The organism is Neobacillus sp. BF23-41 (assembly GCF_041106275.1).
On the sequence record NZ_JBGBPR010000024.1, the window covers coordinates 34,504 to 56,348 of the forward strand.

Annotated in this window: 23 protein-coding genes and 1 other annotated feature; all 23 genes read right to left on the bottom strand. The window is 40.8% G+C overall.

Features of this window, described 5'->3' with window-relative positions:
• The gene (rpsC, locus tag AB7942_RS24655; protein WP_098933838.1) at positions 1-657 is read right to left on the bottom strand and encodes a 30S ribosomal protein S3; all 657 of its coding nucleotides are present in this window, start codon (positions 655-657) and stop codon (positions 1-3) included.
• A gap of 3 nt (positions 658-660) precedes the next feature.
• On the bottom strand, positions 661-1,002 hold the full coding sequence (gene rplV, locus AB7942_RS24660; protein ID WP_088084987.1) for a 50S ribosomal protein L22: 342 nt from the start codon (positions 1,000-1,002) through the stop codon (positions 661-663).
• A 17-nt stretch (positions 1,003-1,019) separates the two neighbouring features.
• Positions 1,020-1,298 (bottom strand): 30S ribosomal protein S19, encoded by a 279-nt coding sequence (rpsS, locus tag AB7942_RS24665; RefSeq protein ID WP_026565526.1) that lies wholly within the window; start codon positions 1,296-1,298, stop codon positions 1,020-1,022.
• Positions 1,299-1,358: 60 nt separating this feature from the next.
• On the bottom strand, positions 1,359-2,189 hold the full coding sequence (gene rplB, locus AB7942_RS24670; protein ID WP_088084986.1) for a 50S ribosomal protein L2: 831 nt from the start codon (positions 2,187-2,189) through the stop codon (positions 1,359-1,361).
• A 29-nt stretch (positions 2,190-2,218) separates the two neighbouring features.
• Positions 2,219-2,503: a 50S ribosomal protein L23 gene (rplW, locus tag AB7942_RS24675; protein WP_066249400.1), complete on the bottom strand. Its 285-nt coding sequence runs from the start codon at positions 2,501-2,503 to the stop codon at positions 2,219-2,221.
• Positions 2,503-3,126 (bottom strand): 50S ribosomal protein L4, encoded by a 624-nt coding sequence (gene rplD, locus AB7942_RS24680; protein WP_088084985.1) that lies wholly within the window; start codon positions 3,124-3,126, stop codon positions 2,503-2,505. The genes rplW and rplD overlap by 1 nt, the downstream gene beginning before the upstream one ends.
• Before the next feature lie 29 nt (positions 3,127-3,155).
• Complete coding sequence (rplC, locus tag AB7942_RS24685; RefSeq protein WP_098933839.1) at positions 3,156-3,782, bottom strand: 50S ribosomal protein L3; 627 nt, start codon at positions 3,780-3,782, stop codon at positions 3,156-3,158.
• A 39-nt stretch (positions 3,783-3,821) separates the two neighbouring features.
• Positions 3,822-4,130, bottom strand: a complete 309-nt coding sequence (gene rpsJ / locus AB7942_RS24690) for a 30S ribosomal protein S10 (protein WP_066094693.1) — start codon at positions 4,128-4,130, stop codon at positions 3,822-3,824.
• Positions 4,131-4,978: 848 nt separating this feature from the next.
• Complete coding sequence (tuf, locus tag AB7942_RS24695; protein ID WP_098933840.1) at positions 4,979-6,166, bottom strand: elongation factor Tu; 1,188 nt, start codon at positions 6,164-6,166, stop codon at positions 4,979-4,981.
• A gap of 132 nt (positions 6,167-6,298) precedes the next feature.
• Positions 6,299-8,380, bottom strand: a complete 2,082-nt coding sequence (gene fusA, locus AB7942_RS24700; protein WP_369448911.1) for an elongation factor G — start codon at positions 8,378-8,380, stop codon at positions 6,299-6,301.
• 48 nt (positions 8,381-8,428) lie between these two features.
• Complete coding sequence (gene rpsG / locus AB7942_RS24705) at positions 8,429-8,899, bottom strand: 30S ribosomal protein S7 (RefSeq protein ID WP_098933842.1); 471 nt, start codon at positions 8,897-8,899, stop codon at positions 8,429-8,431.
• 40 nt (positions 8,900-8,939) lie between these two features.
• Positions 8,940-9,362 carry a 30S ribosomal protein S12 gene (gene rpsL / locus AB7942_RS24710; protein ID WP_026565517.1) on the bottom strand — a complete coding sequence of 141 codons (423 nt, stop codon included), beginning with the start codon at positions 9,360-9,362 and terminating at the stop codon, positions 8,940-8,942.
• Positions 9,363-9,463: 101 nt separating this feature from the next.
• Entirely contained in the window at positions 9,464-9,712 is a 249-nt protein-coding gene (locus AB7942_RS24715) for a 50S ribosomal protein L7ae-like protein (protein ID WP_098933843.1), read from the bottom strand.
• A gap of 135 nt (positions 9,713-9,847) precedes the next feature.
• On the bottom strand, positions 9,848-13,447 hold the full coding sequence (gene rpoC, locus AB7942_RS24720) for a DNA-directed RNA polymerase subunit beta' (protein ID WP_098933857.1): 3,600 nt from the start codon (positions 13,445-13,447) through the stop codon (positions 9,848-9,850).
• Positions 13,448-13,663: 216 nt separating this feature from the next.
• Positions 13,664-17,221 carry a DNA-directed RNA polymerase subunit beta gene (gene rpoB / locus AB7942_RS24725; RefSeq protein ID WP_088084978.1) on the bottom strand — a complete coding sequence of 1,186 codons (3,558 nt, stop codon included), beginning with the start codon at positions 17,219-17,221 and terminating at the stop codon, positions 13,664-13,666.
• Positions 17,222-17,473: 252 nt separating this feature from the next.
• Positions 17,474-18,076: a class I SAM-dependent methyltransferase gene (locus AB7942_RS24730; protein WP_369448912.1), complete on the bottom strand. Its 603-nt coding sequence runs from the start codon at positions 18,074-18,076 to the stop codon at positions 17,474-17,476.
• Positions 18,077-18,181: 105 nt separating this feature from the next.
• Entirely contained in the window at positions 18,182-18,541 is a 360-nt protein-coding gene (gene rplL / locus AB7942_RS24735; RefSeq protein ID WP_098933846.1) for a 50S ribosomal protein L7/L12, read from the bottom strand.
• A 58-nt stretch (positions 18,542-18,599) separates the two neighbouring features.
• The gene (rplJ, locus tag AB7942_RS24740) at positions 18,600-19,100 is read right to left on the bottom strand and encodes a 50S ribosomal protein L10 (RefSeq protein WP_098933847.1); all 501 of its coding nucleotides are present in this window, start codon (positions 19,098-19,100) and stop codon (positions 18,600-18,602) included.
• Positions 19,101-19,133: 33 nt separating this feature from the next.
• Positions 19,134-19,280, bottom strand: a sequence feature (ribosomal protein L10 leader region).
• Positions 19,281-19,333: 53 nt separating this feature from the next.
• The gene (rplA, locus tag AB7942_RS24745) at positions 19,334-20,032 is read right to left on the bottom strand and encodes a 50S ribosomal protein L1 (protein ID WP_098933848.1); all 699 of its coding nucleotides are present in this window, start codon (positions 20,030-20,032) and stop codon (positions 19,334-19,336) included.
• Between the two features lie 102 nt (positions 20,033-20,134).
• Entirely contained in the window at positions 20,135-20,560 is a 426-nt protein-coding gene (gene rplK, locus AB7942_RS24750) for a 50S ribosomal protein L11 (RefSeq protein ID WP_007085303.1), read from the bottom strand.
• Between the two features lie 233 nt (positions 20,561-20,793).
• Positions 20,794-21,330 carry a transcription termination/antitermination protein NusG gene (gene nusG / locus AB7942_RS24755; protein WP_098933849.1) on the bottom strand — a complete coding sequence of 179 codons (537 nt, stop codon included), beginning with the start codon at positions 21,328-21,330 and terminating at the stop codon, positions 20,794-20,796.
• Positions 21,331-21,465: 135 nt separating this feature from the next.
• Positions 21,466-21,648 carry a preprotein translocase subunit SecE gene (secE, locus tag AB7942_RS24760; protein WP_088084972.1) on the bottom strand — a complete coding sequence of 61 codons (183 nt, stop codon included), beginning with the start codon at positions 21,646-21,648 and terminating at the stop codon, positions 21,466-21,468.
• A gap of 47 nt (positions 21,649-21,695) precedes the next feature.
• Positions 21,696-21,842 (bottom strand): 50S ribosomal protein L33, encoded by a 147-nt coding sequence (rpmG, locus tag AB7942_RS24765; RefSeq protein WP_369448913.1) that lies wholly within the window; start codon positions 21,840-21,842, stop codon positions 21,696-21,698.
• Positions 21,843-21,845: the final 3 nt, after the last annotated feature.

The following is a 21,845-nucleotide window of genomic DNA, read 5'->3' on the forward strand; positions in this document are numbered from 1 at the left end:
TTATTTGCCTCCTTCCGCATTTTTCTTCTTAGTAGGAAGGACTTCTCCCTTATAGATCCATACTTTTACGCCTAACTTACCATAAGTAGTATCGGCTTCAGCAGTAGCATAGTCGATATCAGCGCGAAGTGTATGAAGTGGAACAGTTCCTTCGCTGTAATGTTCAGCACGAGCGATATCTGCTCCGCCAAGACGACCAGATACTTGTGTTTTAATACCTTTTGAACCAGCGCGCATAGCACGTTGAATTGCTTGCTTTTGTGCACGACGGAAAGATACACGGTTTTCTAATTGACGAGCAATATTTTCAGCAACTAGTTTCGCATCAACGTCAGCTCTCTTGATTTCAAGAATGTTGATGTGAACACGTTTGCCAGTTAATTGATTTAATGCTTTACGAAGTGCTTCAACTTCCGTACCGCCTTTACCAATAACCATACCAGGCTTAGCTGTATGCACTGTTACGTTTACACGGTTTGCAGCACGTTCGATTTCTACTTTAGAAACAGAAGCATCTTTTAAACGCTTCGTGATGTATTCACGAATTTTAAGGTCTTCGTGTAAAAGAGTAGCGAAGTCTTTGCCTGCGTACCATTTAGATTCCCAATCACGAATGATTCCAATACGCAAACCGACAGGATTTACTTTTTGACCCACAGCTTATCCCTCCTTCTTTTCTGATAATACGATTGTGATGTGGCTTGTGCGCTTTAAGATCTGGCTTGCACGGCCCATTGCGCGAGGACGGAAACGTTTCAACGTTGGTCCTTCGTCAACAAATGCTTGAGCAACTACTAGGTTGTTAACGTCCATTTCATAGTTGTGTTCAGCATTTGCCATAGCTGATTTTAATACTTTTTCCACGATTGGAGAAGCAGCCTTAGGAGTGAGATTTAAAATCGCCACAGCTTCACCAATTTGCTTACCTCGAATTAAATCTACGACTAAACGTGCTTTACGAGGAGCAATACGAACTGTTCTTGCAACAGCTTTAGCTTGCATTTGGATGCCCTCCTCTCTTAACGTCTTGTTTTCTTGTCATCATTACCATGGCCCTTGTAAGCACGAGTTGGAGCAAACTCTCCAAGCTTGTGTCCTACCATGTCTTCAGTAACATATACAGGCACGTGTTTGCGACCATCATATACAGCGATAGTGTGGCCAATAAATTGTGGGAAGATTGTAGAACGGCGTGACCAAGTTTTAATAACTTGTTTGCTTTCAGTCTCGTTCAACTTTTCAACCTTAACCATTAAATGATCATCAACAAATGGTCCTTTTTTTAAGCTGCGACCCATGAAGGAACCTCCCTTCGTGACTGTTCTACGGTTCTTTCTTTGAACCGTAGGAGAATCACGTTATTTTTTACGACGACGTACGATAAACTTATCTGATTTGTTTTTCTTTTTACGAGTTTTGTATCCAAGAGTTGGTTTACCCCATGGAGACATTGGTGATTTACGTCCGATTGGTGAACGTCCTTCACCACCACCGTGTGGGTGATCGTTAGGGTTCATAACAGATCCACGTACAGTTGGGCGCTTGCCTAACCAACGATTACGTCCTGCTTTACCAATGTTAATAAGTTCATGTTGTTCGTTACCTACTTGACCGATTGTTGCACGGCATTCAGCAAGAATCATACGAACTTCACCAGAATTCAAACGTACTAATACGTATTTTCCTTCTTTACCAAGTACTTGTGCGCTTGTTCCAGCAGAACGAACTAACTGGCCGCCTTTACCTGGTTTTAACTCGATGTTGTGTACTACTGTACCAACAGGAATGTTTGTTAGTGGAAGTGCGTTACCCACTTTAATATCAGCCTCAGGGCCAGACATTACTTCCAATCCAACTACTAGGTTTTTAGGAGCTAAGATATAACGCTTTTCTCCATCCACGTAGTTGATTAACGCGATATTTGCAGAACGGTTTGGATCGTATTCGATCGTAGCAACGCGTCCAGGAATGCCATCTTTGTTACGTTTAAAGTCAATTAAACGATATTGACGTTTGTGACCGCCACCTTGATGACGAACAGTTAACTTACCTTGGTTATTACGGCCGCCTTTTCTCTTTACTGGTGCTAAAAGAGATTTTTCTGGAGTGCTAGTTGTGATTTCTGCGAAATCAGAAGTAGTCATTCCGCGACGACCATTGGAGGTAGGTTTGTACTTTTTAATCGCCATTTTATTTCCCTCCTCTTCTTGATAGGTTCTTATGCTTCAAAGAATTCGATTTCTTTGCTATCAGTAGTTAATTTTACAATTGCTTTACGACGTTTATTTGTGTAACCACCGAATTTTCCCATACGCTTAAATTTACCTTTGTAGTTCATGATGTTTACTTTCTCAACATCAACGCTAAAGATTTCTTCAATCGCATCTTTAACTTGAGTTTTGTTAGCTCTAACATCAACTTCAAAAGTATATTTTTTCTCAGCCATTAGGTCAGTAGTACGTTCAGTGATAACGGGGCGCTTAATGATATCGCGTGCATCCATTATGCAAGCACCTCCTCTACTTTTTCAACCGCTGCTTTAGTCATGATCAATTTCTCATGATTAACAACATCTAATACGTTAATTCCATCTGCTGTTACTACTGTGATACCAGGAATGTTACGAGCAGAAAGTGCTACATTTTCATCAAGGTCAGCTGTAACGATTAATGCTTTTTTCTCAACAGAAAGACCGCTTAATACTGTTTTGAAATCTTTCGTTTTCGGAGTATCGATAGCTAGGATATCTAACACTAAAATGTTTTCTTCTAATACTTTAGAAGAAAGCGCAGATTTGATTGCTAAACGACGCACTTTTTTCGGTAATTTATAGCTGTAGCTGCGTGGTGTTGGACCGAATACAGTACCACCTCCGCGCCATTGTGGAGAACGGATTGACCCTTGACGAGCGCGTCCAGTTCCTTTTTGACGCCATGGCTTACGACCACCGCCGCGTACTTCAGAACGAATTTTAGTTTTATGAGTTCCTTGACGTAATGAAGCTCTTTGCATAACAATTGCTTCGAATAATACGTGCTGGTTAGGCTCAATACCAAATACAGAATCATTAAGTTCGATATCGCCAACTTGTGATCCAGTTTGGTTTAATAATGCTACTTTAGGCATTCCTTTGTTCCTCCTTTCTTAAAAAGTGACTATGCTTTAATCGCACCTTTAATTTTTAATAAAGCTTTTTTAGCGCCAGGTACATTACCTTTGATTAAAAGTAAGTTACGCTCTGTATCAACCTTTACGATTTCAAGGTTTTGTACAGTGATTTGTTCTCCACCCATACGGCCAGGTAATAATTTACCTTTGAATACGCGGTTTGGAGCAACTGGTCCCATTGAACCAGGACGACGATGGTAACGTGAACCGTGAGCCATTGGGCCGCGTGATTGTCCGTGGCGCTTAATTACACCTTGGAAACCTTTACCCTTTGAGATTCCTGTTACATCTACGATATCTCCAGCAGCGAAAATATCAACCTTGACTTCTTGACCAACTTCATAGCTTGCTAAGTCATCTCCGCGGAATTCGCGAACGAAGCGCTTAGGAGCAGTGTTTGCTTTAGCAACATGGCCTTTTTCTGGTTTGTTAGCTAACTTTTCACGTTTGTCTTCAAAACCAACTTGAACTGCAACATATCCATCGCTGTCAACTGATTTCTTTTGAAGAACTACGTTTGGAGCTACCTCAACTACAGTTACAGGAATTAAGTTACCGTTACTAGCAAATACTTGAGTCATACCAATCTTTCTTCCTAAGATTCCTTTGGTCATTTAAGTCACACCTCCTAGATTATTTATCATTTATTTTGATTAAAGTTTAATTTCGATATCAACACCAGATGGTAAATCTAAACGCATTAACGCATCAACTGTTTGTGGAGTTGGGTTAACGATGTCGATTAGACGCTTATGTGTCCGTTGTTCGAATTGCTCACGTGAATCTTTGTACTTATGAACCGCACGCAGAATCGTGTAAATAGTTTTTTCAGTCGGTAGCGGAATTGGACCAGACACAGCCGCACCAGAACGTTTTGCTGTTTCAACGATTTTTTCTGCAGATTGATCAAGGATTCTGTGATCATACGCTTTTAAACGGATACGAATTTTTTGTTTTGCCATTATTTTCCCTCCTTTATTCGCCTATTTTCTAAATAGACCTTCTCAGTGAAAATTTCCCTCACACACTCGCCATGGCAAAGCGGCCGGGTGTGTCAGCAACCTTCCACATCATCGCAGTCAAAGACCAACATTGTCTATTATACATAAAACATAAAACAAACGCAACACTTATTACGATTTTTTTTTATGCTTCTGTTTCGAACACTTTTCCTATTATAGCGGCTGAAATACACTTTATCAACTATTATTATCAATCTCCAGAAATATCCTAATTAGAAAAGCGGAAGCTACCGTTTAACTGCGTATGGACTGGAGCGCTTCGACTGAGATAAAGGAAATTAGAAAAGCAGAAGCGCCTTGTTCAGGCGCGACAGGCATAAGACGAGCCATCTTGAAGGTTGCTTTTTAACCTTCATGACAGATTGCCTTATGACCCCGAGCCCCTAGGCGCTGGAGCTAGACAACACGAAGAGCGTTAGCGCATTCGATGTTGACTTATCGTAGGGAGAAGAGCGAAGTCCACTAGCCGCTGGGAGCTGGAGCTAGAGCTAGACAATTATGAAAGTTCATATATTTATATAGAAGAAACTCGATCTTAAACCTTTTAAAAACAATGGTTATGTTAAACTTGTCTATTGATTTCCACTCCAGGCACTTTGCTTTCCGCGGGCGGTCCGGGGAGACTCCCCCAGGAATCTAGCGCCTTCCGCTCCAATCAACAGAGTGTCAAAATCAACAATGCCTTTAACACAGCCAAAACATATAAAAAGCAGATGGATCGTCATCCATCTGCTTTTTATATGTTTGTATATTGTCCAGCTCAGCAATCAAGTTGCTACACTTTTCAATTACTCAGTGATTGTAGTGATTGAACCTGAACCTACTGTACGTCCACCTTCACGAATAGAGAACTTAGTTCCTTCTTCGATAGCGATTGGAGCGATAAGTTCAACAGTCATTTCGATGTGGTCGCCAGGCATAACCATTTCAGTACCTTCTGGAAGCATACAGATACCTGTAATATCAGAAGTACGGAAATAGAATTGTGGACGGTAGTTTGAGAAGAATGGAGTGTGACGTCCACCTTCTTCTTTTGATAATACATAAACTTGTGCTTTGAACTTTGTGTGTGGAGTGATTGACTTTGGTTTAGCCAATACTTGACCACGTTCGATATCTTCACGTGCTACACCACGAAGAAGGGCACCGATGTTGTCACCAGCTTCAGCGAAATCAAGAAGCTTACGGAACATTTCTACACCTGTTACAGTAGTAGATTTTGGCTCTTCAGTGAAACCTACGATTTCAACTACGTCCCCAACTTTAACTACTCCACGCTCAACACGTCCAGTAGCAACAGTTCCACGACCAGTGATTGAGAATACATCCTCAACTGGCATCATGAATGGCTTGTCAGTGTCACGAGTTGGTGTTGGAATCCACTCATCAACAGCAGTCATAAGTTCATTGATTTTTTCTTCCCACGCAGCTTCGCCTTCTAATGCTTTAAGAGCAGAACCTTTGATAACTGGAGTGTCATCACCAGGGAAGTCGTATTCTGATAATAGATCACGAATTTCCATTTCTACTAATTCAAGAAGCTCTTCATCGTCAACCATGTCACACTTGTTCATGAATACAACAAGGTATGGTACACCTACTTGACGTGAAAGAAGGATGTGTTCACGAGTTTGTGGCATTGGGCCGTCAGTTGCAGATACAACTAGGATACCGCCGTCCATTTGCGCAGCACCAGTGATCATGTTTTTAACATAGTCAGCGTGTCCTGGGCAGTCTACGTGTGCATAGTGACGAGCATCTGTTTCATATTCTACGTGTGCAGTAGAGATTGTGATACCACGTTCTTTTTCTTCTGGTGCACCGTCGATTTGATCGTATGCACGTGCTTCTGCTTTACCTGTTTTAGCAAGTACAGAAGTGATTGCAGCTGTTAAAGTTGTTTTACCATGGTCAACGTGTCCGATTGTACCAATGTTAACGTGTGGCTTTGAGCGGTCGAATTTAGCTTTACCCATTAGGAAATCCTCCTCTAATTTAAAAAAATTTAAGTTTAGTTTTTTTATGTAAGCCGTGAATATGGTTGTCCCAAACTCACGGCTTCCACTGCTTACAATTGTAGTTATACTTTATCAAAAGGTGAAAATCAATTATTCACCCTTATTTTTTTTGATGATTTCTTCAGAAACTGACTTTGGTACTTCTTCATAGTGATCGAAGTGCATGGAGAATACTCCACGTCCTTGAGTACTAGAACGAAGTGCTGTTGCGTAACCAAACATCTCTGAAAGTGGAACGCTAGAGCGAACTACTTGTGCGTTACCACGAGCTTCCATACCTTCAACACGACCACGGCGAGCTGTGATTTGTCCCATGATATCTCCTAAATATTCTTCAGGGATAACAACTTCAACTCTCATCATAGGCTCAAGAATAACAGGCTTACACTTAGAAGCAGCATTTTTAAGAGCCATTGATGCAGCAATCTTAAATGCCATTTCAGAGGAGTCAACATCATGGTAAGAACCATCGAATAATCTTGCTTTGATATCAACTAAAGGATATCCAGCAAGAACACCGCGATCAAGTGCATCTTCAAGACCAGCTTGGACTGCAGGGATGTATTCACGAGGAACTACACCACCAACGATACCGTTAACGAATTCGAATCCTTTTCCTTCATCATTCGGAGAGAATTCAATCCAAACGTGTCCGTATTGACCACGACCACCAGATTGACGTGCGAATTTACCTTCAACTTGTGCAGAAGCACGGAAAGTTTCGCGATATGCAACCTGAGGCGCACCAACATTAGCTTCTACCTTAAACTCACGACGCATACGGTCTACAAGAATATCAAGGTGAAGTTCACCCATACCTGCAATGATTACTTGTCCAGTTTCCTGGTCAGTATGTGCACGGAATGTAGGATCTTCTTCTTGAAGTTTTTGAAGTGCAGTTGTCATTTTGTCTTGGTCAGCTTTTGATTTTGGTTCTACTGAAAGTTGAATTACTGGTTCTGGGAATACCATAGACTCAAGGATAACAAGATTTTTCTCATCACAAAGAGTATCACCAGTAGTTGTATCTTTCAAACCTACAGCAGCAGCAATGTCACCAGCATAAACCTTAGAGATTTCCTGGCGGCTGTTTGCATGCATTTGCAGGATACGTCCTACACGCTCACGCTTACCTTTTGTAGAGTTTTGGACATATGATCCAGCATCTAATGTACCAGAGTAAACGCGGAAGAATGTTAATTTACCAACATAAGGGTCAGTCATAACTTTGAATGCTAGAGCAGAAAATGGCTCTTCATCGCTAGAATGACGTTCAACGATTTCTTCATCATCATCAACAGCATGACCTTTAATTGCAGGAACATCTAATGGTGATGGAAGGTAATCGATAACAGCATCTAACATTAGCTGAACACCTTTGTTTTTGAATGCTGAGCCACAGATAACTGGATAGAATTCAACATTAACAGTACCTTTACGAATTGCTGCTTTAAGCTCTTCTTTAGTGATTTCTTCTCCACCAAGGTATTTCTCCATTAATACTTCATCTAACTCAGCTACTGCTTCTACTAACTTTTCACGGTATTCTTCAGCTTGTGCTTTATATTCTTCAGGAATCTCACGTACTTCAATATCAGTACCTAAGTCATTACCGTAGAATACAGCGTTCATTTCCACAAGGTCAATGATTGCCTCAAACTGATCTTCAGCACCGATTGGCAACTGAATTGGATGTGCATTTGCTTGAAGACGGTCATGGATTGTTCCTACTGAATATAAGAAGTCTGCTCCAATTTTGTCCATCTTGTTTACAAATACTACACGAGGTACACCGTAAGTTGTTGCTTGGCGCCAAACTGTTTCAGTTTGCGGCTCAACACCAGACTGTGCATCAAGTACAGCTACTGCACCATCGAGAACACGCAAAGAACGTTCAACTTCAACTGTAAAGTCTACGTGTCCCGGTGTATCGATAATGTTTACACGATGGCCATGCCATTGTGCTGTTGTTGCAGCGGAAGTGATTGTGATTCCGCGCTCTTGTTCTTGCTCCATCCAGTCCATCTGAGAAGCACCTTCATGTGTTTCACCAATCTTATGGATACGACCAGTGTAATAAAGAACACGCTCAGTGGTAGTCGTCTTACCGGCATCAATGTGAGCCATGATACCGATATTACGAGTGTTTGCTAAGGAGAACTCTCTTGCCATTGGGTCTTTCTCCTTCCTAGTTTGAAAGTTTTTATATTGAAGGTTAGATTACCAACGATAGTGAGCAAACGCTTTGTTTGCTTCTGCCATTTTGTGTGTATCTTCACGCTTTTTAACAGATGCACCAGTGTTGTTAGCTGCATCCATGATTTCATTAGCTAAACGCTCTTCCATCGTTTTTTCTCCACGGTTACGTGAATAATTCACTAACCAACGAAGACCTAAAGTTGAACGGCGGTCAGGACGCACCTCAACTGGAACTTGGTAATTAGCACCACCTACACGGCGAGCTTTAACTTCAAGTACAGGCATGATGTTTTTAAGTGCTGCTTCAAAAACTTCCATTGGCTCTTTGCCAGTACGTTCGCGGATTGTATCGAACGCAGAGTAAAGAATTTCTTGTGATTTACCTCTTTTACCGTCAACCATCATTTTGTTGATTAAACGAGTAACTAATTTAGAGTTATAAAGCGGATCTGGTAACACGTCTCTTTTTGCTACAGGACCTTTACGTGGCATTATATTTCCTCCTTTCAAAGAAGCTTCTATTTAAGTTGTTTTATTTCTTAGCTGCTTTTGGTCTCTTTGTACCGTATTTAGAACGTCCTTGCATACGGTTGTTTACACCAGCTGTATCAAGTGCTCCACGTACGATGTGATAACGTACCCCTGGTAAATCTTTTACACGTCCTCCACGGATAAGAACAACGCTGTGCTCTTGAAGATTGTGACCAATACCAGGAATGTATGCAGTTACCTCGATACCATTAGTCAAACGTACACGCGCATATTTACGTAACGCTGAGTTTGGTTTCTTTGGTGTCATTGTACCAACACGAGTACATACACCGCGTTTTTGTGGTGAAGATACATTCGTTTGTGATTTTTTGAAGCTGTTATAACCTTTATTTAACGCAGGTGATTTTGACTTTTCCTCTTTAGATTGACGAGGCTTGCGCACTAATTGGTTAATAGTAGGCATTTGTGTTTCCTCCCTTCATTATTTGTAAGCCCACACATCCAGGTGGTTCATTTTTTCGCAAAAACAAAGTTTCTGCAGACATTCTATCTACAAAAACGCTTTTAGCTGATAATTGCAACAGTTGAAGCACCAACTTCAATCCCGCATGCCTTCCCGAGTTTTTTCATCGAGTCAACATATAGGATAGGAACATTTATATCAAGAGCTTCTTTAGCAACTACTGCTGTTACTTTCGCATCAGCATCACTTGCTATAATCAACTCTCGCACATTACCATCTTTAAGTGCTTTGACTGTTTGTTTTGTTCCTATAACGAACTTTTGTGCCTGCAATACTTTTTCATAAGACATAATTCATATCCTCCAAAGTATCAGGTGAATAGGAGCACCTTTGATATAGTACCATCTTTACAAATAGATGTCAACACGACTTAAAATAATTTCTTAAAATAAGGAATCTGCTAGTTAGCAGATTCCTTATTATTATTAATCAATAGTAACTGTTTCTTCAGAAGTGGTATCACGGAGTACAGGCTCAGCTTTGCGATAACGCGGCATCCCTGTTCCAGCCGGAATCAGCTTTCCGATAATAACATTTTCTTTTAGACCTAGTAATTCATCACGTTTACCTTTGATGGCTGCATCGGTAAGAACTCTTGTTGTTTCTTGGAACGATGCTGCAGATAGGAATGAATCAGTTTCAAGCGACGCTTTGGTAATACCAAGTAATACTGGACGACCAGTAGCCGGTAATTTGCCAGCTAACAATGCCTTTTCATTCGCATCAGTAAACTGATGGATATCAAGAAGCGTTCCTGGAAGAACATCTGTTTCACCAGCATCCCCCACACGAACCTTGCGCAGCATTTGACGGACCATTACTTCAACGTGCTTATCACCAATTTCTACCCCTTGCATACGGTAAACCTTTTGTACTTCTTTTAATAGGTACTCTTGAACAGATGTAACATCTTTTACTCGGATTAACTCTTTCGGATCAATCGAACCTTCAGTTAGTTCTTCACCACGAGCGACATGATCATTTACTGCCACTTTTAAGCGTGCTGTATATGGAGCATTGTAGGTGCGTGATTCAACTTCACCTTGAACAACAATTTCATGTTGGCGATCACGGCCTTCATTAATTCCAACAACAACACCTTCAATTTCAGTGATAACTGCTTGACCTTTAGGGTTACGAGCTTCAAAAATCTCTTGGATACGCGGTAAACCTTGAGTAATATCGTCTCCCGCAACACCACCTGTATGGAAAGTACGCATTGTTAACTGTGTACCCGGCTCACCGATGGATTGCGCTGCAATAATACCTACAGATTCACCAACCTCAACCTCTTGACCAGTTGCCAAGTTGCGGCCATAACACTTCTTACATACACCATGACGGGTATTACATGTAAACGCAGACCGGATTTTTACTTGTTCAATACCTGCTTCGACAATAATTTCTGCTAAATCCTCAGTAATCAAGCCATTTTCAGGAACAAGTACTTTCTTGGTTTCTGGATGTCTAATCGCAGTTCGTGCATGACGGCCAATTAGACGTTCATCCAATCCTTCGATAATTTCAGTTCCGTCTTTTAATGCACTGATTATAAAGCCACGGTCTGTTCCACAATCATCTTCACGGACAATAACATCCTGTGCAACGTCAACAAGACGACGTGTTAAGTAACCAGAGTCAGCCGTTTTAAGGGCAGTATCAGCAAGACCTTTACGCGCACCATGAGTGGAGATAAAGTACTCTAATACCGTTAATCCTTCACGGAAACTTGATTTAATCGGTAATTCAATAATTCGTCCAGCCGGGTTGGCCATTAGACCACGCATACCAGCTAACTGGGTAAAGTTAGATGCGTTACCACGGGCACCGGAATCACTCATCATAAAGATTGGATTCGATTTATTCAGGGATTTCATTAGTTTACCTTGAATGGTGTCTTTTGCGGCACTCCAGATCGCAATAACACGATCGTAACGCTCATCTTCAGTAATTAGACCACGTCTGAACTGCTTCAAAACGTTATCTACTTTACCTTGTGCTTCTTTAAGAATTTCCTGCTTTTCAGGAAGTACGACAATGTCAGCTACACCAACCGTAAGTCCTGCTTTCGTTGAATGCTTAAAGCCCAAGTCCTTCATGCGATCAAGCATTTTTGACGTTTCGGTAATTTTGAAACGCTTGAATACTTCAGCAATGATATTTCCAAGGATTTTCTTTTTGAACGGATCAATTAATGACATTTCTTGAATTTTCGCCCTAATGTCTTCGCCTTTTTCAACAAAATATTTTACAGGTGTTTCTACTTCCAAATTATGTCTAGTTGGTTCATTAATATACGGGAATGATTTTGGCAGAATTTCATTGAAAATAAGTTTACCAACCGTTGTGATTAATAACTTATTATTTTGTTCTTCTGTGAATGTTTCATTTCCTAATGAGCCCGCATGGACAGCTACACGTGTATGCATGTGAACATAGCCGTTTTGATAAGCAAGTACTGCTTCGTTCGTGTCTTTAAAAATCATTCCCTCACCGACAGCGCCATCTCTTTCCAATGTTAAGTAATAGTTACCTAAAACCATGTCTTGAGAAGGAGTAACAACAGGCTTACCATCTTTAGGGTTTAAGATATTTTGTGCTGCAAGCATTAATAATCGTGCTTCTGCTTGTGCCTCTGATGAAAGCGGCACGTGAACAGCCATTTGGTCACCATCAAAATCCGCATTGTATGCTGTACATACAAGAGGATGAAGACGAATCGCACGGCCTTCAACAAGTGTTGGTTCAAATGCTTGAATCCCTAATCTATGCAATGTAGGGGCACGGTTTAATAATACCGGATGCTCTCTGATTACATCTTCAAGTACATCCCACACATCTGGAGATACTCTTTCTATTTTACGTTTTGCAGATTTGATGTTATGCGCTAAGCCCTTTTCAACGAGTTCCTTCATAACAAAGGGCTTAAATAGTTCTAACGCCATTTCTTTAGGAAGTCCGCACTGATACATTTTAAGGTTTGGTCCTACAACGATAACGGAACGTCCAGAATAATCTACACGTTTTCCAAGCAAGTTTTGACGGAAACGGCCTTGCTTTCCTTTTAGCATATGGGAAAGTGACTTCAATGGACGGTTACCTGGTCCTGTAACTGGACGCCCGCGGCGGCCGTTATCAATCAAGGCATCAACTGCTTCTTGAAGCATCCGTTTTTCATTCTGAACAATTATGCTTGGAGCACCTAAATCTAACAAACGCTTTAAGCGGTTATTACGGTTTATTACACGACGATAAAGATCGTTTAAGTCAGATGTCGCAAATCTCCCCCCATCCAATTGAACCATTGGACGAAGTTCAGGAGGTATAACTGGAAGAACGTCAAGAATCATCCATGAAGGCTCATTTCCAGAACCACGGAATGCTTCCAGCACTTCAAGGCGTTTAATCGCACGCGTACGACGCTGACCTTGTGCACTTTTTAATTCCTCTTTTAAGGCGTCTACTTCCTTGTTTAAATCGATATCAAAAAGAAGTTTTTTAATTGCTTCTGCACCCATGGCAGCTTGGAATTTGTTTCCGTACTTTTCACGGTATGCCCGATATTCTTTTTCAGATAATAGCTGCTTTTTATCAAGAGCTGTATCACCGGATTCCGTCACTACATAAGAAGCAAAGTAGATGATTTCCTCCAAAGCCCTTGGTGACATGTCTAAAACAAGTCCCATTCGGCTTGGAATTCCTTTAAAGTACCATATATGTGAAACTGGTGCAGCAAGCTCGATGTGCCCCATTCGTTCACGACGAACTTTAGCACGAGTTACTTCCACACCACAGCGGTCACATACAACGCCTTTATAACGGACACGTTTGTACTTCCCACAATGACATTCCCAGTCCTTCGTTGGACCGAAAATTCGTTCACAGAATAAACCATCCTTTTCAGGCTTTAATGTACGATAGTTAATCGTTTCTGGTTTTTTGACTTCTCCGAAAGACCATGAACGGATTTTGTCCGGTGAAGCAAGACCAATCTTCATATACTCAAAATTATTAACATCCAGCAAGGGGCCTACCTCCCTTTTGATATCTCCAGGTTTTACCCTTATTGCGTTATAAAGCGGAAGCGCGCGTCTTAGCCCCGACAAGCATAAGACGAAATCCGCAAGAAGGCGTCTTTTGCCTTCTGGAGGATTTTGGCTTATGACCTCGAGGGGTTGCGCGCTGCAGCTAGGAATCAAGTTAAGTTGGAGTGCAGATTGCACTCCAACTAGCATATATTATTACTCTTTCGAACCGACTTTTTCAGATTCAAATGCCTGCTCAGGAACGATGTTTAACGTATCGACTTGTTGTAAGTCATCGTCATCTTCCGTATCGCGCATTTCGATTTCTTCTTCATCACCAGAAAGAATTTTTACATCCATTCCAAGACTTTGAAGTTCTTTAATTAATACTTTGAATGATTCAGGAACACCAGGTTCTGGAACATTTTCGCCTTTAACAATCGCTTCATATGTTTTCACACGACCAACAACATCATCTGATTTAACAGTAAGAATTTCTTGAAGTGTGTATGCTGCTCCGTATGCTTCAAGTGCCCAAACTTCCATCTCACCAAAGCGCTGACCACCAAATTGAGCTTTACCGCCCAATGGCTGCTGCGTAACAAGTGAGTAAGGACCAGTTGAACGGGCATGGAGTTTATCATCGACCATGTGTGCGAGTTTAATCATATACATGACACCCACAGAGACACGGTTATCAAATGGTTCCCCAGAACGGCCATCATATAGGACCGTTTTCGCATCACGAGCCATTCCTGCTTCTTCAATCGTTCCCCAAACATCTTCTTCACGCGCTCCATCAAAAACAGGAGAAGCGACATGAATACCTAGGTAGCGAGCTGCCATCCCAAGGTGAAGTTCAAGCACCTGTCCAATGTTCATACGTGAAGGTACGCCCAGTGGATTTAACATGATATCAACAGGTGTACCATCTGGTAAAAATGGCATATCTTCTTCCGGTAAAATACGAGAGATTACCCCTTTGTTACCGTGACGTCCCGCCATTTTATCTCCCTCAGAAATCTTACGCTTCTGAACGATATAAACACGGACCAGTTGATTCACACCTGGTGGCAGTTCATCGCCATCTTCACGATTAAAGACTTTTACATCAAGAACAATACCGCCGCCGCCATGTGGAACTCGTAACGACGTATCACGAACTTCACGTGCCTTTTCACCAAAGATCGCGTGTAAAAGGCGTTCTTCTGCCGTTAATTCTGTAACCCCTTTTGGGGTAACTTTACCAACTAGAAGGTCTCCGTCTTTAACTTCAGCACCGGTACGGATAATTCCACGCTCATCCAAGTTGCGAAGGGCATCTTCACCCACGTTTGGAATATCACGTGTAATTTCTTCAGGTCCAAGCTTTGTATCACGAGATTCTGACTCGTATTCTTCAATATGGATAGATGTGTATACATCATCTTTAACAAGACGTTGACTCATAATAATCGCATCTTCATAGTTATAGCCATCCCATGTCATAAAGGCAACAAGGACGTTGCGTCCAAGGGCTAATTCGCCAAGTTCCATTGATGGACCATCAGCAAGAATTTCGCCTTTTGTTACGCGGTTGCCCACAGCAACGATTGGACGTTGGTTATAACATGTTCCTTGGTTGGAACGGATGAATTTTAACATACGGTACTTATCAAGATTACCTTTAACCTCTTGACCATCAACAACATTAATGCGACGCACCCATACTTCACGTGCTTCTACATGCTCAACAATACCTTCGTGCTTACAGATAACCGCAGCACCTGAGTCTTTACCGGATACATATTCCATACCCGTTCCAACTCTTGGAGCTTCTGGCTGCATAAGCGGTACTGCTTGACGCTGCATGTTCGCACCCATAAGGGCACGGTTGGAGTCATCGTTTTCAAGGAACGGGATACACGCTGTTGCCGCAGACACAACCTGCTTTGGCGATACATCCATATAATCAATTCGTTCACGTTTAACTACCGTGTTTTCACCACGGAAACGAGCAACAACATCTTCATCGACGAATGAACCATCATCACTTAGACGAGAATTCGCTTGGGCTGTAACATAGTTATCTTCTTCATCAGCAGTTAAGTAATCAATCCGGCTTGTAACTTTCCCTGTATCAGGGTCGACACGACGGTAAGGTGTTTCAATAAACCCAAAACGGTTTACTTTTGCATAAGATGATAACGAGTTAATCAGACCAATGTTCGGACCCTCTGGTGTCTCGATCGGACACATACGGCCATAGTGAGAGTAGTGAACGTCACGAACTTCGAATCCGGCACGCTCACGCGTTAAACCACCAGGTCCTAATGCAGATAGACGACGCTTGTGTGTTAATTCAGCAAGCGGGTTGGTTTGATCCATGAACTGCGATAATTGCGAGCTTCCGAAGAACTCTTTTATCGAAGCAATAACCGGACGAATATTAATTAATTGCTGTGGTGTGATTGTTGCTGTATCTTGGATTGACATTCTTTCGCGTACAACACGTTCCATACGGGATAATCCGATTCGGAACTGATTTTGTAGGAGTTCTCCTACAGAGCGAAGACGTCTGTTTCCTAGATGGTCAATATCATCTGTATCCCCTACTCCATGCAATAAATTGAAGAAGTAGCTAATCGATGCAATGATATCTGCAGGTGTAATATTTTTAATTGGTTCGGCCACATAGGCGTTACCTAAGACATTAATTACTTTTTCATTTTCATCGCCAGGAGCATAAATCTTAATGTCCTGAAGAGTAATTTCCTCAGCGACTACGCCGCCATAAGGATTGAAGCCTTTGAAATTAATATTCTTTTCTAGGGCTGGCAACACTCTATCTAGATTTCTCCTGTCTAGAACTGTTCCCTTTTCAGCGATAATTTCGCCCGTTTCAGGATCCGCAAGGGATTCTGCTAAGCGCTGGTTGAATAAGCGGTTTTTAATATGAAGCTTTTTATTAATTTTATAACGACCTACATTTGCAAGATCATATCGCTTTGGATCGAAGAAACGCGAAATTAATAGACTCTTTGCGTTTTCAACAGTAGGGGGTTCACCCGGACGAAGTCGCTCATAAATTTCTAGAAGCGCTTTGTCAACACCTTCTGTATTGTCCTTTTCTAATGTGTTACGGATGTACTCGTTATCACCGATTAATTCGATGATTTCTTGATCAGAACCGAAGCCAAGTGCACGCAAAAGAACCGTAACGGGCAGTTTCCGAGTACGATCTATTCTCACATATACGACATCTTTGGCGTCTGTTTCATATTCCAGCCAAGCGCCGCGGTTCGGAATGACAGTAGCCGAGTAGCCACGTTTTCCATTTTTATCGAGTTTTCCACTAAAGTAAACGCTCGGAGAACGCACTAATTGTGAAACGATAACACGTTCTGCCCCGTTAATGACAAACGTACCCGTTTCAGTCATAAGTGGAAAATCACCCATAAAAACATCTTGATCTTTTACTTCGCCTGTTTCTTTGTTTACAAGACGTACTTTTACACGTAATGGAGCAGAATATGTAACGTCCCGTTCTTTTGATTCTTCAACAGAATACTTTGGATCGCCAAGGCTGTAATCAATAAATTCTAGTGATAGGTTACCAGTAAAGTCTTCTATTGGTGAAATATCCTGGAACATTTCACGCAAACCCTCATCAAGAAACCATTGATAGGAAGAGGTTTGGATTTCAATAAGATTTGGTAATTCTAAAACTTCACTGATTCGTGCGTAACTTCTTCGTTGGCGGTGTCGTCCATACTGAACTAGTTGACCTGTCAACTGATTCACCCCTCAAATCAAGCGTTATTATTAAAATCTATAAGCGTTTATGGATCAGAATTTTACTTCCTTTCCAATAAACAAAAAGAAAAAGGGTTTTTTACTAAAAACCACATTTTCACATTTTGACTATTATTTTGTCATCATTTCCTTAATATCCCTTTTTTATACACTGAAATTAAGTATTTTAAGGAATAATTCGGAAATTATTATGATGGCATTTTATAATGCTATCATAGTGACATTTTCAAGTCAACTTTTTTGTGCCTTTATGACAAAATAACCTTTGGATTTGTCAATAGTTTCGACGTGGTTAAATAAATTATTTAATTTTTCAATTGCGGATGGTGCTCCTTGTTTCTTTTGAATGACAACCCAGAGCTCACCCTGAGATGTAAGATGCTCGAAGCTTTGTTCAAAAATATCATGAACCGTTTTTTTCCCCGCTCTAATCGGTGGATTTGTTAAAATAGCAGCAAACGTGTTTTCTTTTACATTCAGCAAACGATCACTTTCATATATCTTAACGTTCTGTATCCGATTAAGTTCTGCATTTTCCTTCGCCAAAGCAATTGCCCTTTCATTAACATCAATCATATGTATCATACGATCATGGTAAGATTTCGCAATCGAAAGACCAATTGGTCCATAGCCGCAGCCTACATCCAGGAGTAATCCATCTGCATTCGGCATTACAAAAGACTCAATTAATAAACGTGAGCCGAAATCTACTTCTCTTTTTGAAAAAACACCGTTATCCGTTTTAAAACGGAACTGGTTATTTTTTAAAGTGTAATCCCAAAATTTTGGATCACTCTCAACCTTCTGCATTCGAGAATAGTAGTGTTCAGACAACTGACTCACCTCCGAGGAATATTAATAATTGAAGATAAACGAGGACTAAAAATTTAGTTAAGGCAAAAAAAGCCCGCTTATACAGCGAGCTTTTTTATAAGATTATTACTTAACTTCAACGTTTGCTCCAACTTCAGCAAGTTTAGCTTTAACTTCTTCAGCTTCTTCTTTAGAAACGCCTTCTTTAACAGCTTTTGGTGTGTTGTCAACAAGGTCTTTTGCTTCTTTAAGTCCAAGACCAGTGATTTCACGAACAACTTTGATAACCTTGATTTTTTGATCGCCAGCGCTAGCTAGGATAACATCAAATTCAGTTTGTTCTTCAACAGCCGCTACAGCTGCGCCACCCATTGCAACAGGAGCTGCAGCAGTTACGCCGAATTCTTCTTCGATTGCTTTTACTAGATCGTTAAGTTCTAAAACAGTCATAGTTTTAACTGCTTCAATGATTTGTTCTTTAGTCATGATAAATTTCCTCCTTAGTTTTCGTTCAAATTTATTTGATGTGCGTATTCAGGCTAACTTACGCGCCTTGTTCTTCTTTTTGTTCTGCAACTGCTTTTGTAACAAGAGCAAGGTTGCGGATTGGAGCTTGTAGTACGCTGAGTAACATAGATAGTAAACCTTCGCGTGATGGTAGGTCTGCAAGAGCTTTAATTTCTTCGGCTGTTGCAACGTTTCCTTCAATTACACCCGCTTTAAGTTCAAGTGCTTCATGTTTTTTCGCAAAGTCATTCAAGATCTTAGCTGGTGCTACTACATCTTCAGTACTGAACGCAATTGCGTTAGGGCCTGTTAATGCAGCGTTTAATCCAGCAAGTTCAGCAGCTTCAGCCGCACGGCGAACCATTGAGTTTTTGTAAACTTTAAATTCAACGCCTGCTTCGCGAAGTTGTTTACGAAGTTCAGTTACTTCTGCAACTGAAAGACCACGATAATCAACAACAACAGTAGAAACACTAGCTTTTAACTTATCAGTAATTTCATCAACGATTTGTTTCTTTAATTCGATTACACTGCTCATCTTTACACCTCCTGTAGAATGTCTACATTTATACCAGGCAAATAAAAGCCTCCATATCAATCGGTGACATGGAGGCAGCATACAACAGCTGAACAAGTTCAGCTAATTCTATCGCATTACCTCGGCAGGAAATTAAGCTGCTAGAGCACCTGCTGTCTACAGTACAAATGTTATTATTTTAAACAACAAAATAGATTATATAAAATCTATTCTAGATTGTCAATTGGTAAAATTTATTTAACTGCTACAGATGAAGGATCAACTTTAACGCCAGGTCCCATAGTTGAAGCAACAGTTACGTTCTTCATGTAAGTTCCTTTTGCAGCAGATGGCTTCACTTTTAGCATAGTTTCAAAGATAGTGCTGAAGTTTTCAACAAGCTTCTCGTTTTCGAAAGATGCTTTACCGATTGGCACGTGAATGTTACCAGACTTGTCAACGCGGTATTCAACTTTACCAGCTTTAATTTCATTAATCGCACGAGTCACATCAAATGTAACTGTACCTGTTTTAGGGTTTGGCATTAAACCTTTAGGTCCTAATACACGACCAAGTTTACCAACTTCACCCATCATGTCAGGAGTTGCTACGATTACATCAAATTCAAACCAACCTTGTTGGATTTTGTTGATGTACTCTGCATCACCTACATAATCAGCACCAGCTGCTTCTGCTTCTTTCACTTTTTCACCCTTAGCGAAAACTAGAACGCGTTGCGTTTTACCAGTTCCGTTTGGAAGTACAACTGCACCACGGATTTGTTGGTCAGCTTTCTTAGGGTCAACACCTAAACGGAATGCTACTTCTAGAGTTGCATCAAATTTAGTGAAGTTTGTTTTTTTAGCAAGATCAATTGCTTCTGCAATCGGATATGCCTTTAGGCGATCTACAAGCTTTGAAGCTTCTAAATACTTCTTACCTTTTTTAGCCATTTTTATTTCCTCCTAGATTGTGGTTTTAGCGAATTATTCTCCCACGAATAAAGGTTGCGCAGAAACGCAACCCCACTCATTCAACACGAACAGTTACATGAATTAGTCTTCGATGACGATACCCATGCTGCGTGCAGTACCTTCGACCATGCGCATTGCTGCTTCAACGCTAGCTGCGTTTAGGTCAGGCATTTTTTGTTCCGCAATCTCGCGTACTGTATCACGCTTTACTGTTGCTACTTTATTACGGTTAGGTTCACCAGAACCAGACTGGATTCCAGCTGCTACTTTCAAAAGAACGGCAGCAGGAGGAGTTTTCGTAATAAATGTAAATGAACGGTCTTCAAATACCGTGATTTCAACAGGAATGATCAAACCAGCTTGATCTGCTGTACGAGCGTTAAATTCTTTACAGAATCCCATGATATTAACACCGGCTTGACCTAGTGCAGGACCAACTGGTGGCGCAGGGTTTGCTTTCCCAGCAGGAATTTGTAATTTAACGACTTTAATTACTTTTTTAGCCACGAGACACACCTCCTTAAAGTCCGTGATGTGGTAATAGGAATCCGTTAGGAATCCTCCCACTCAGGCATCTGTCTTTATCTATTGATCATAAAGAACTTGACATAAGTCTTGTCTCACAAGGAGACATACTGACCTATGAAATATTACCACTTTTTAAGAATGATTTCAAGTTTTTTTACAATATAACATTATTTTCTTTGAATATCGCCGCAATTGAGGCACTTCTGCTTGTCTTAATCTAGCTTCTCGATTTGTGTGAAATCCAGTTCTACCGGGGTATCACGGCCGAACATATTGACAAGAACCTTCAGTTTCGCACGATCCTTATCCATTTCTTCCACAGACCCAGTAAAGTTCGCAAATGGACCTTCCTTCACGCGGACCGTTTCACCAATCTCGTAATTGGCATCGACGCGATTTTCGGAAACGCCCATGCGTTTTAAAATAACAACGACTTCTTCCGGAAGCAATGGAGTGGGCTTCGATCCACCACCAGATGAACCAACAAAGCCTGTTACACCCGGTGTATTCCGAACCACATACCAAGAATCATCAGTCATTACAATTTCTACTAATACATAACCAGGGAACACTTTGCGCTTTACTACTTTTTTCTTACCGTTTTTGATCTCAGTCTCTTCTTCTTCTGGGACAACTACTCTGAAAATCTTATCTGTCATACCCATCGATTCGACTCGTTTTTCTAAATTTGCTTTTACCTTATTTTCATAACCTGAGTAAGTATGTAAAACATACCAATTTTTTTCCATTTAAGAGGACTTGAACGTCCGTCCCTCCCTATTTCTTATTCAAAGACTATTTTTTAAACAAACAAAAAACCCGTGAAACGGGCTTTAGATAAAAATTGATTTATTAATCACCATTATACCATGAAAGTTGATTTATTATTCAAGAATTAAGCGAATCAATTTTGAAATCCCTAAATCTAGAACCGCAAAGAACGCTGCAAAAAAAACAACGGTCGATAGTACAGTAAGCGTCGAGCGAGTTAGTTCCCCACGTTTTGGCCAGCTAACTTTTCTCATCTCACGGAAAATATCACTGAAGAATTTAGTTATGCGCTGCATTTCTGTAACCCCCAAAATCTAAAAATAACTGCAAAGATCTATGATCATTATTTCGTTTCTCTATGAATGGTATGGGTGGTGCAGGTTTTGCAGAATTTTTTCAATTCTAATCTCTCTGTTTGTGTCTGCTTGCTGATCGTCGAATAATTTCGCGATCCGCATTCAGCACAGGAAAGGATTACTTTTTTACTCATAGT

Coding starts and splice junctions, on each gene's coding strand:
- rpsG (WP_098933842.1), bottom strand. CDS start 8,899: ATGCCACGTAAAGGTCCTGTAGCAAAAAGAGACGTGTTACCAGATCCG.
- AB7942_RS24715 (WP_098933843.1), bottom strand. CDS start 9,712: ATGTCTTATGAAAAAGTATTGCAGGCACAAAAGTTCGTTATAGGAACA.
- rpsJ (WP_066094693.1), bottom strand. CDS start 4,130: ATGGCAAAACAAAAAATTCGTATCCGTTTAAAAGCGTATGATCACAGA.
- rplW (WP_066249400.1), bottom strand. CDS start 2,503: ATGGATGCACGCGATATCATTAAGCGCCCCGTTATCACTGAACGTACT.
- rplB (WP_088084986.1), bottom strand. CDS start 2,189: ATGGCGATTAAAAAGTACAAACCTACCTCCAATGGTCGTCGCGGAATG.
- rpsL (WP_026565517.1), bottom strand. CDS start 9,362: ATGCCTACTATTAACCAATTAGTGCGCAAGCCTCGTCAATCTAAAGAG.
- nusG (WP_098933849.1), bottom strand. CDS start 21,330: ATGGAAAAAAATTGGTATGTTTTACATACTTACTCAGGTTATGAAAAT.
- rplV (WP_088084987.1), bottom strand. CDS start 1,002: ATGCAAGCTAAAGCTGTTGCAAGAACAGTTCGTATTGCTCCTCGTAAA.
- rplL (WP_098933846.1), bottom strand. CDS start 18,541: ATGACTAAAGAACAAATCATTGAAGCAGTTAAAACTATGACTGTTTTA.
- tuf (WP_098933840.1), bottom strand. CDS start 6,166: ATGGGTAAAGCTAAATTCGACCGCTCAAAGCCACACGTTAACATTGGT.
- rpmG (WP_369448913.1), bottom strand. CDS start 21,842: ATGAGTAAAAAAGTAATCCTTTCCTGTGCTGAATGCGGATCGCGAAAT.
- rplA (WP_098933848.1), bottom strand. CDS start 20,032: ATGGCTAAAAAAGGTAAGAAGTATTTAGAAGCTTCAAAGCTTGTAGAT.
- rplD (WP_088084985.1), bottom strand. CDS start 3,126: ATGCCTAAAGTAGCATTATTAAACCAAACTGGATCACAAGTTGGCGAT.
- rpsS (WP_026565526.1), bottom strand. CDS start 1,298: ATGGGTCGCAGCTTAAAAAAAGGACCATTTGTTGATGATCATTTAATG.
- secE (WP_088084972.1), bottom strand. CDS start 21,648: ATGCAGCGCATAACTAAATTCTTCAGTGATATTTTCCGTGAGATGAGA.
- fusA (WP_369448911.1), bottom strand. CDS start 8,380: ATGGCAAGAGAGTTCTCCTTAGCAAACACTCGTAATATCGGTATCATG.
- rplJ (WP_098933847.1), bottom strand. CDS start 19,100: ATGAGCAGTGTAATCGAATTAAAGAAACAAATCGTTGATGAAATTACT.
- rplC (WP_098933839.1), bottom strand. CDS start 3,782: ATGACCAAAGGAATCTTAGGAAGAAAGATTGGTATGACTCAAGTATTT.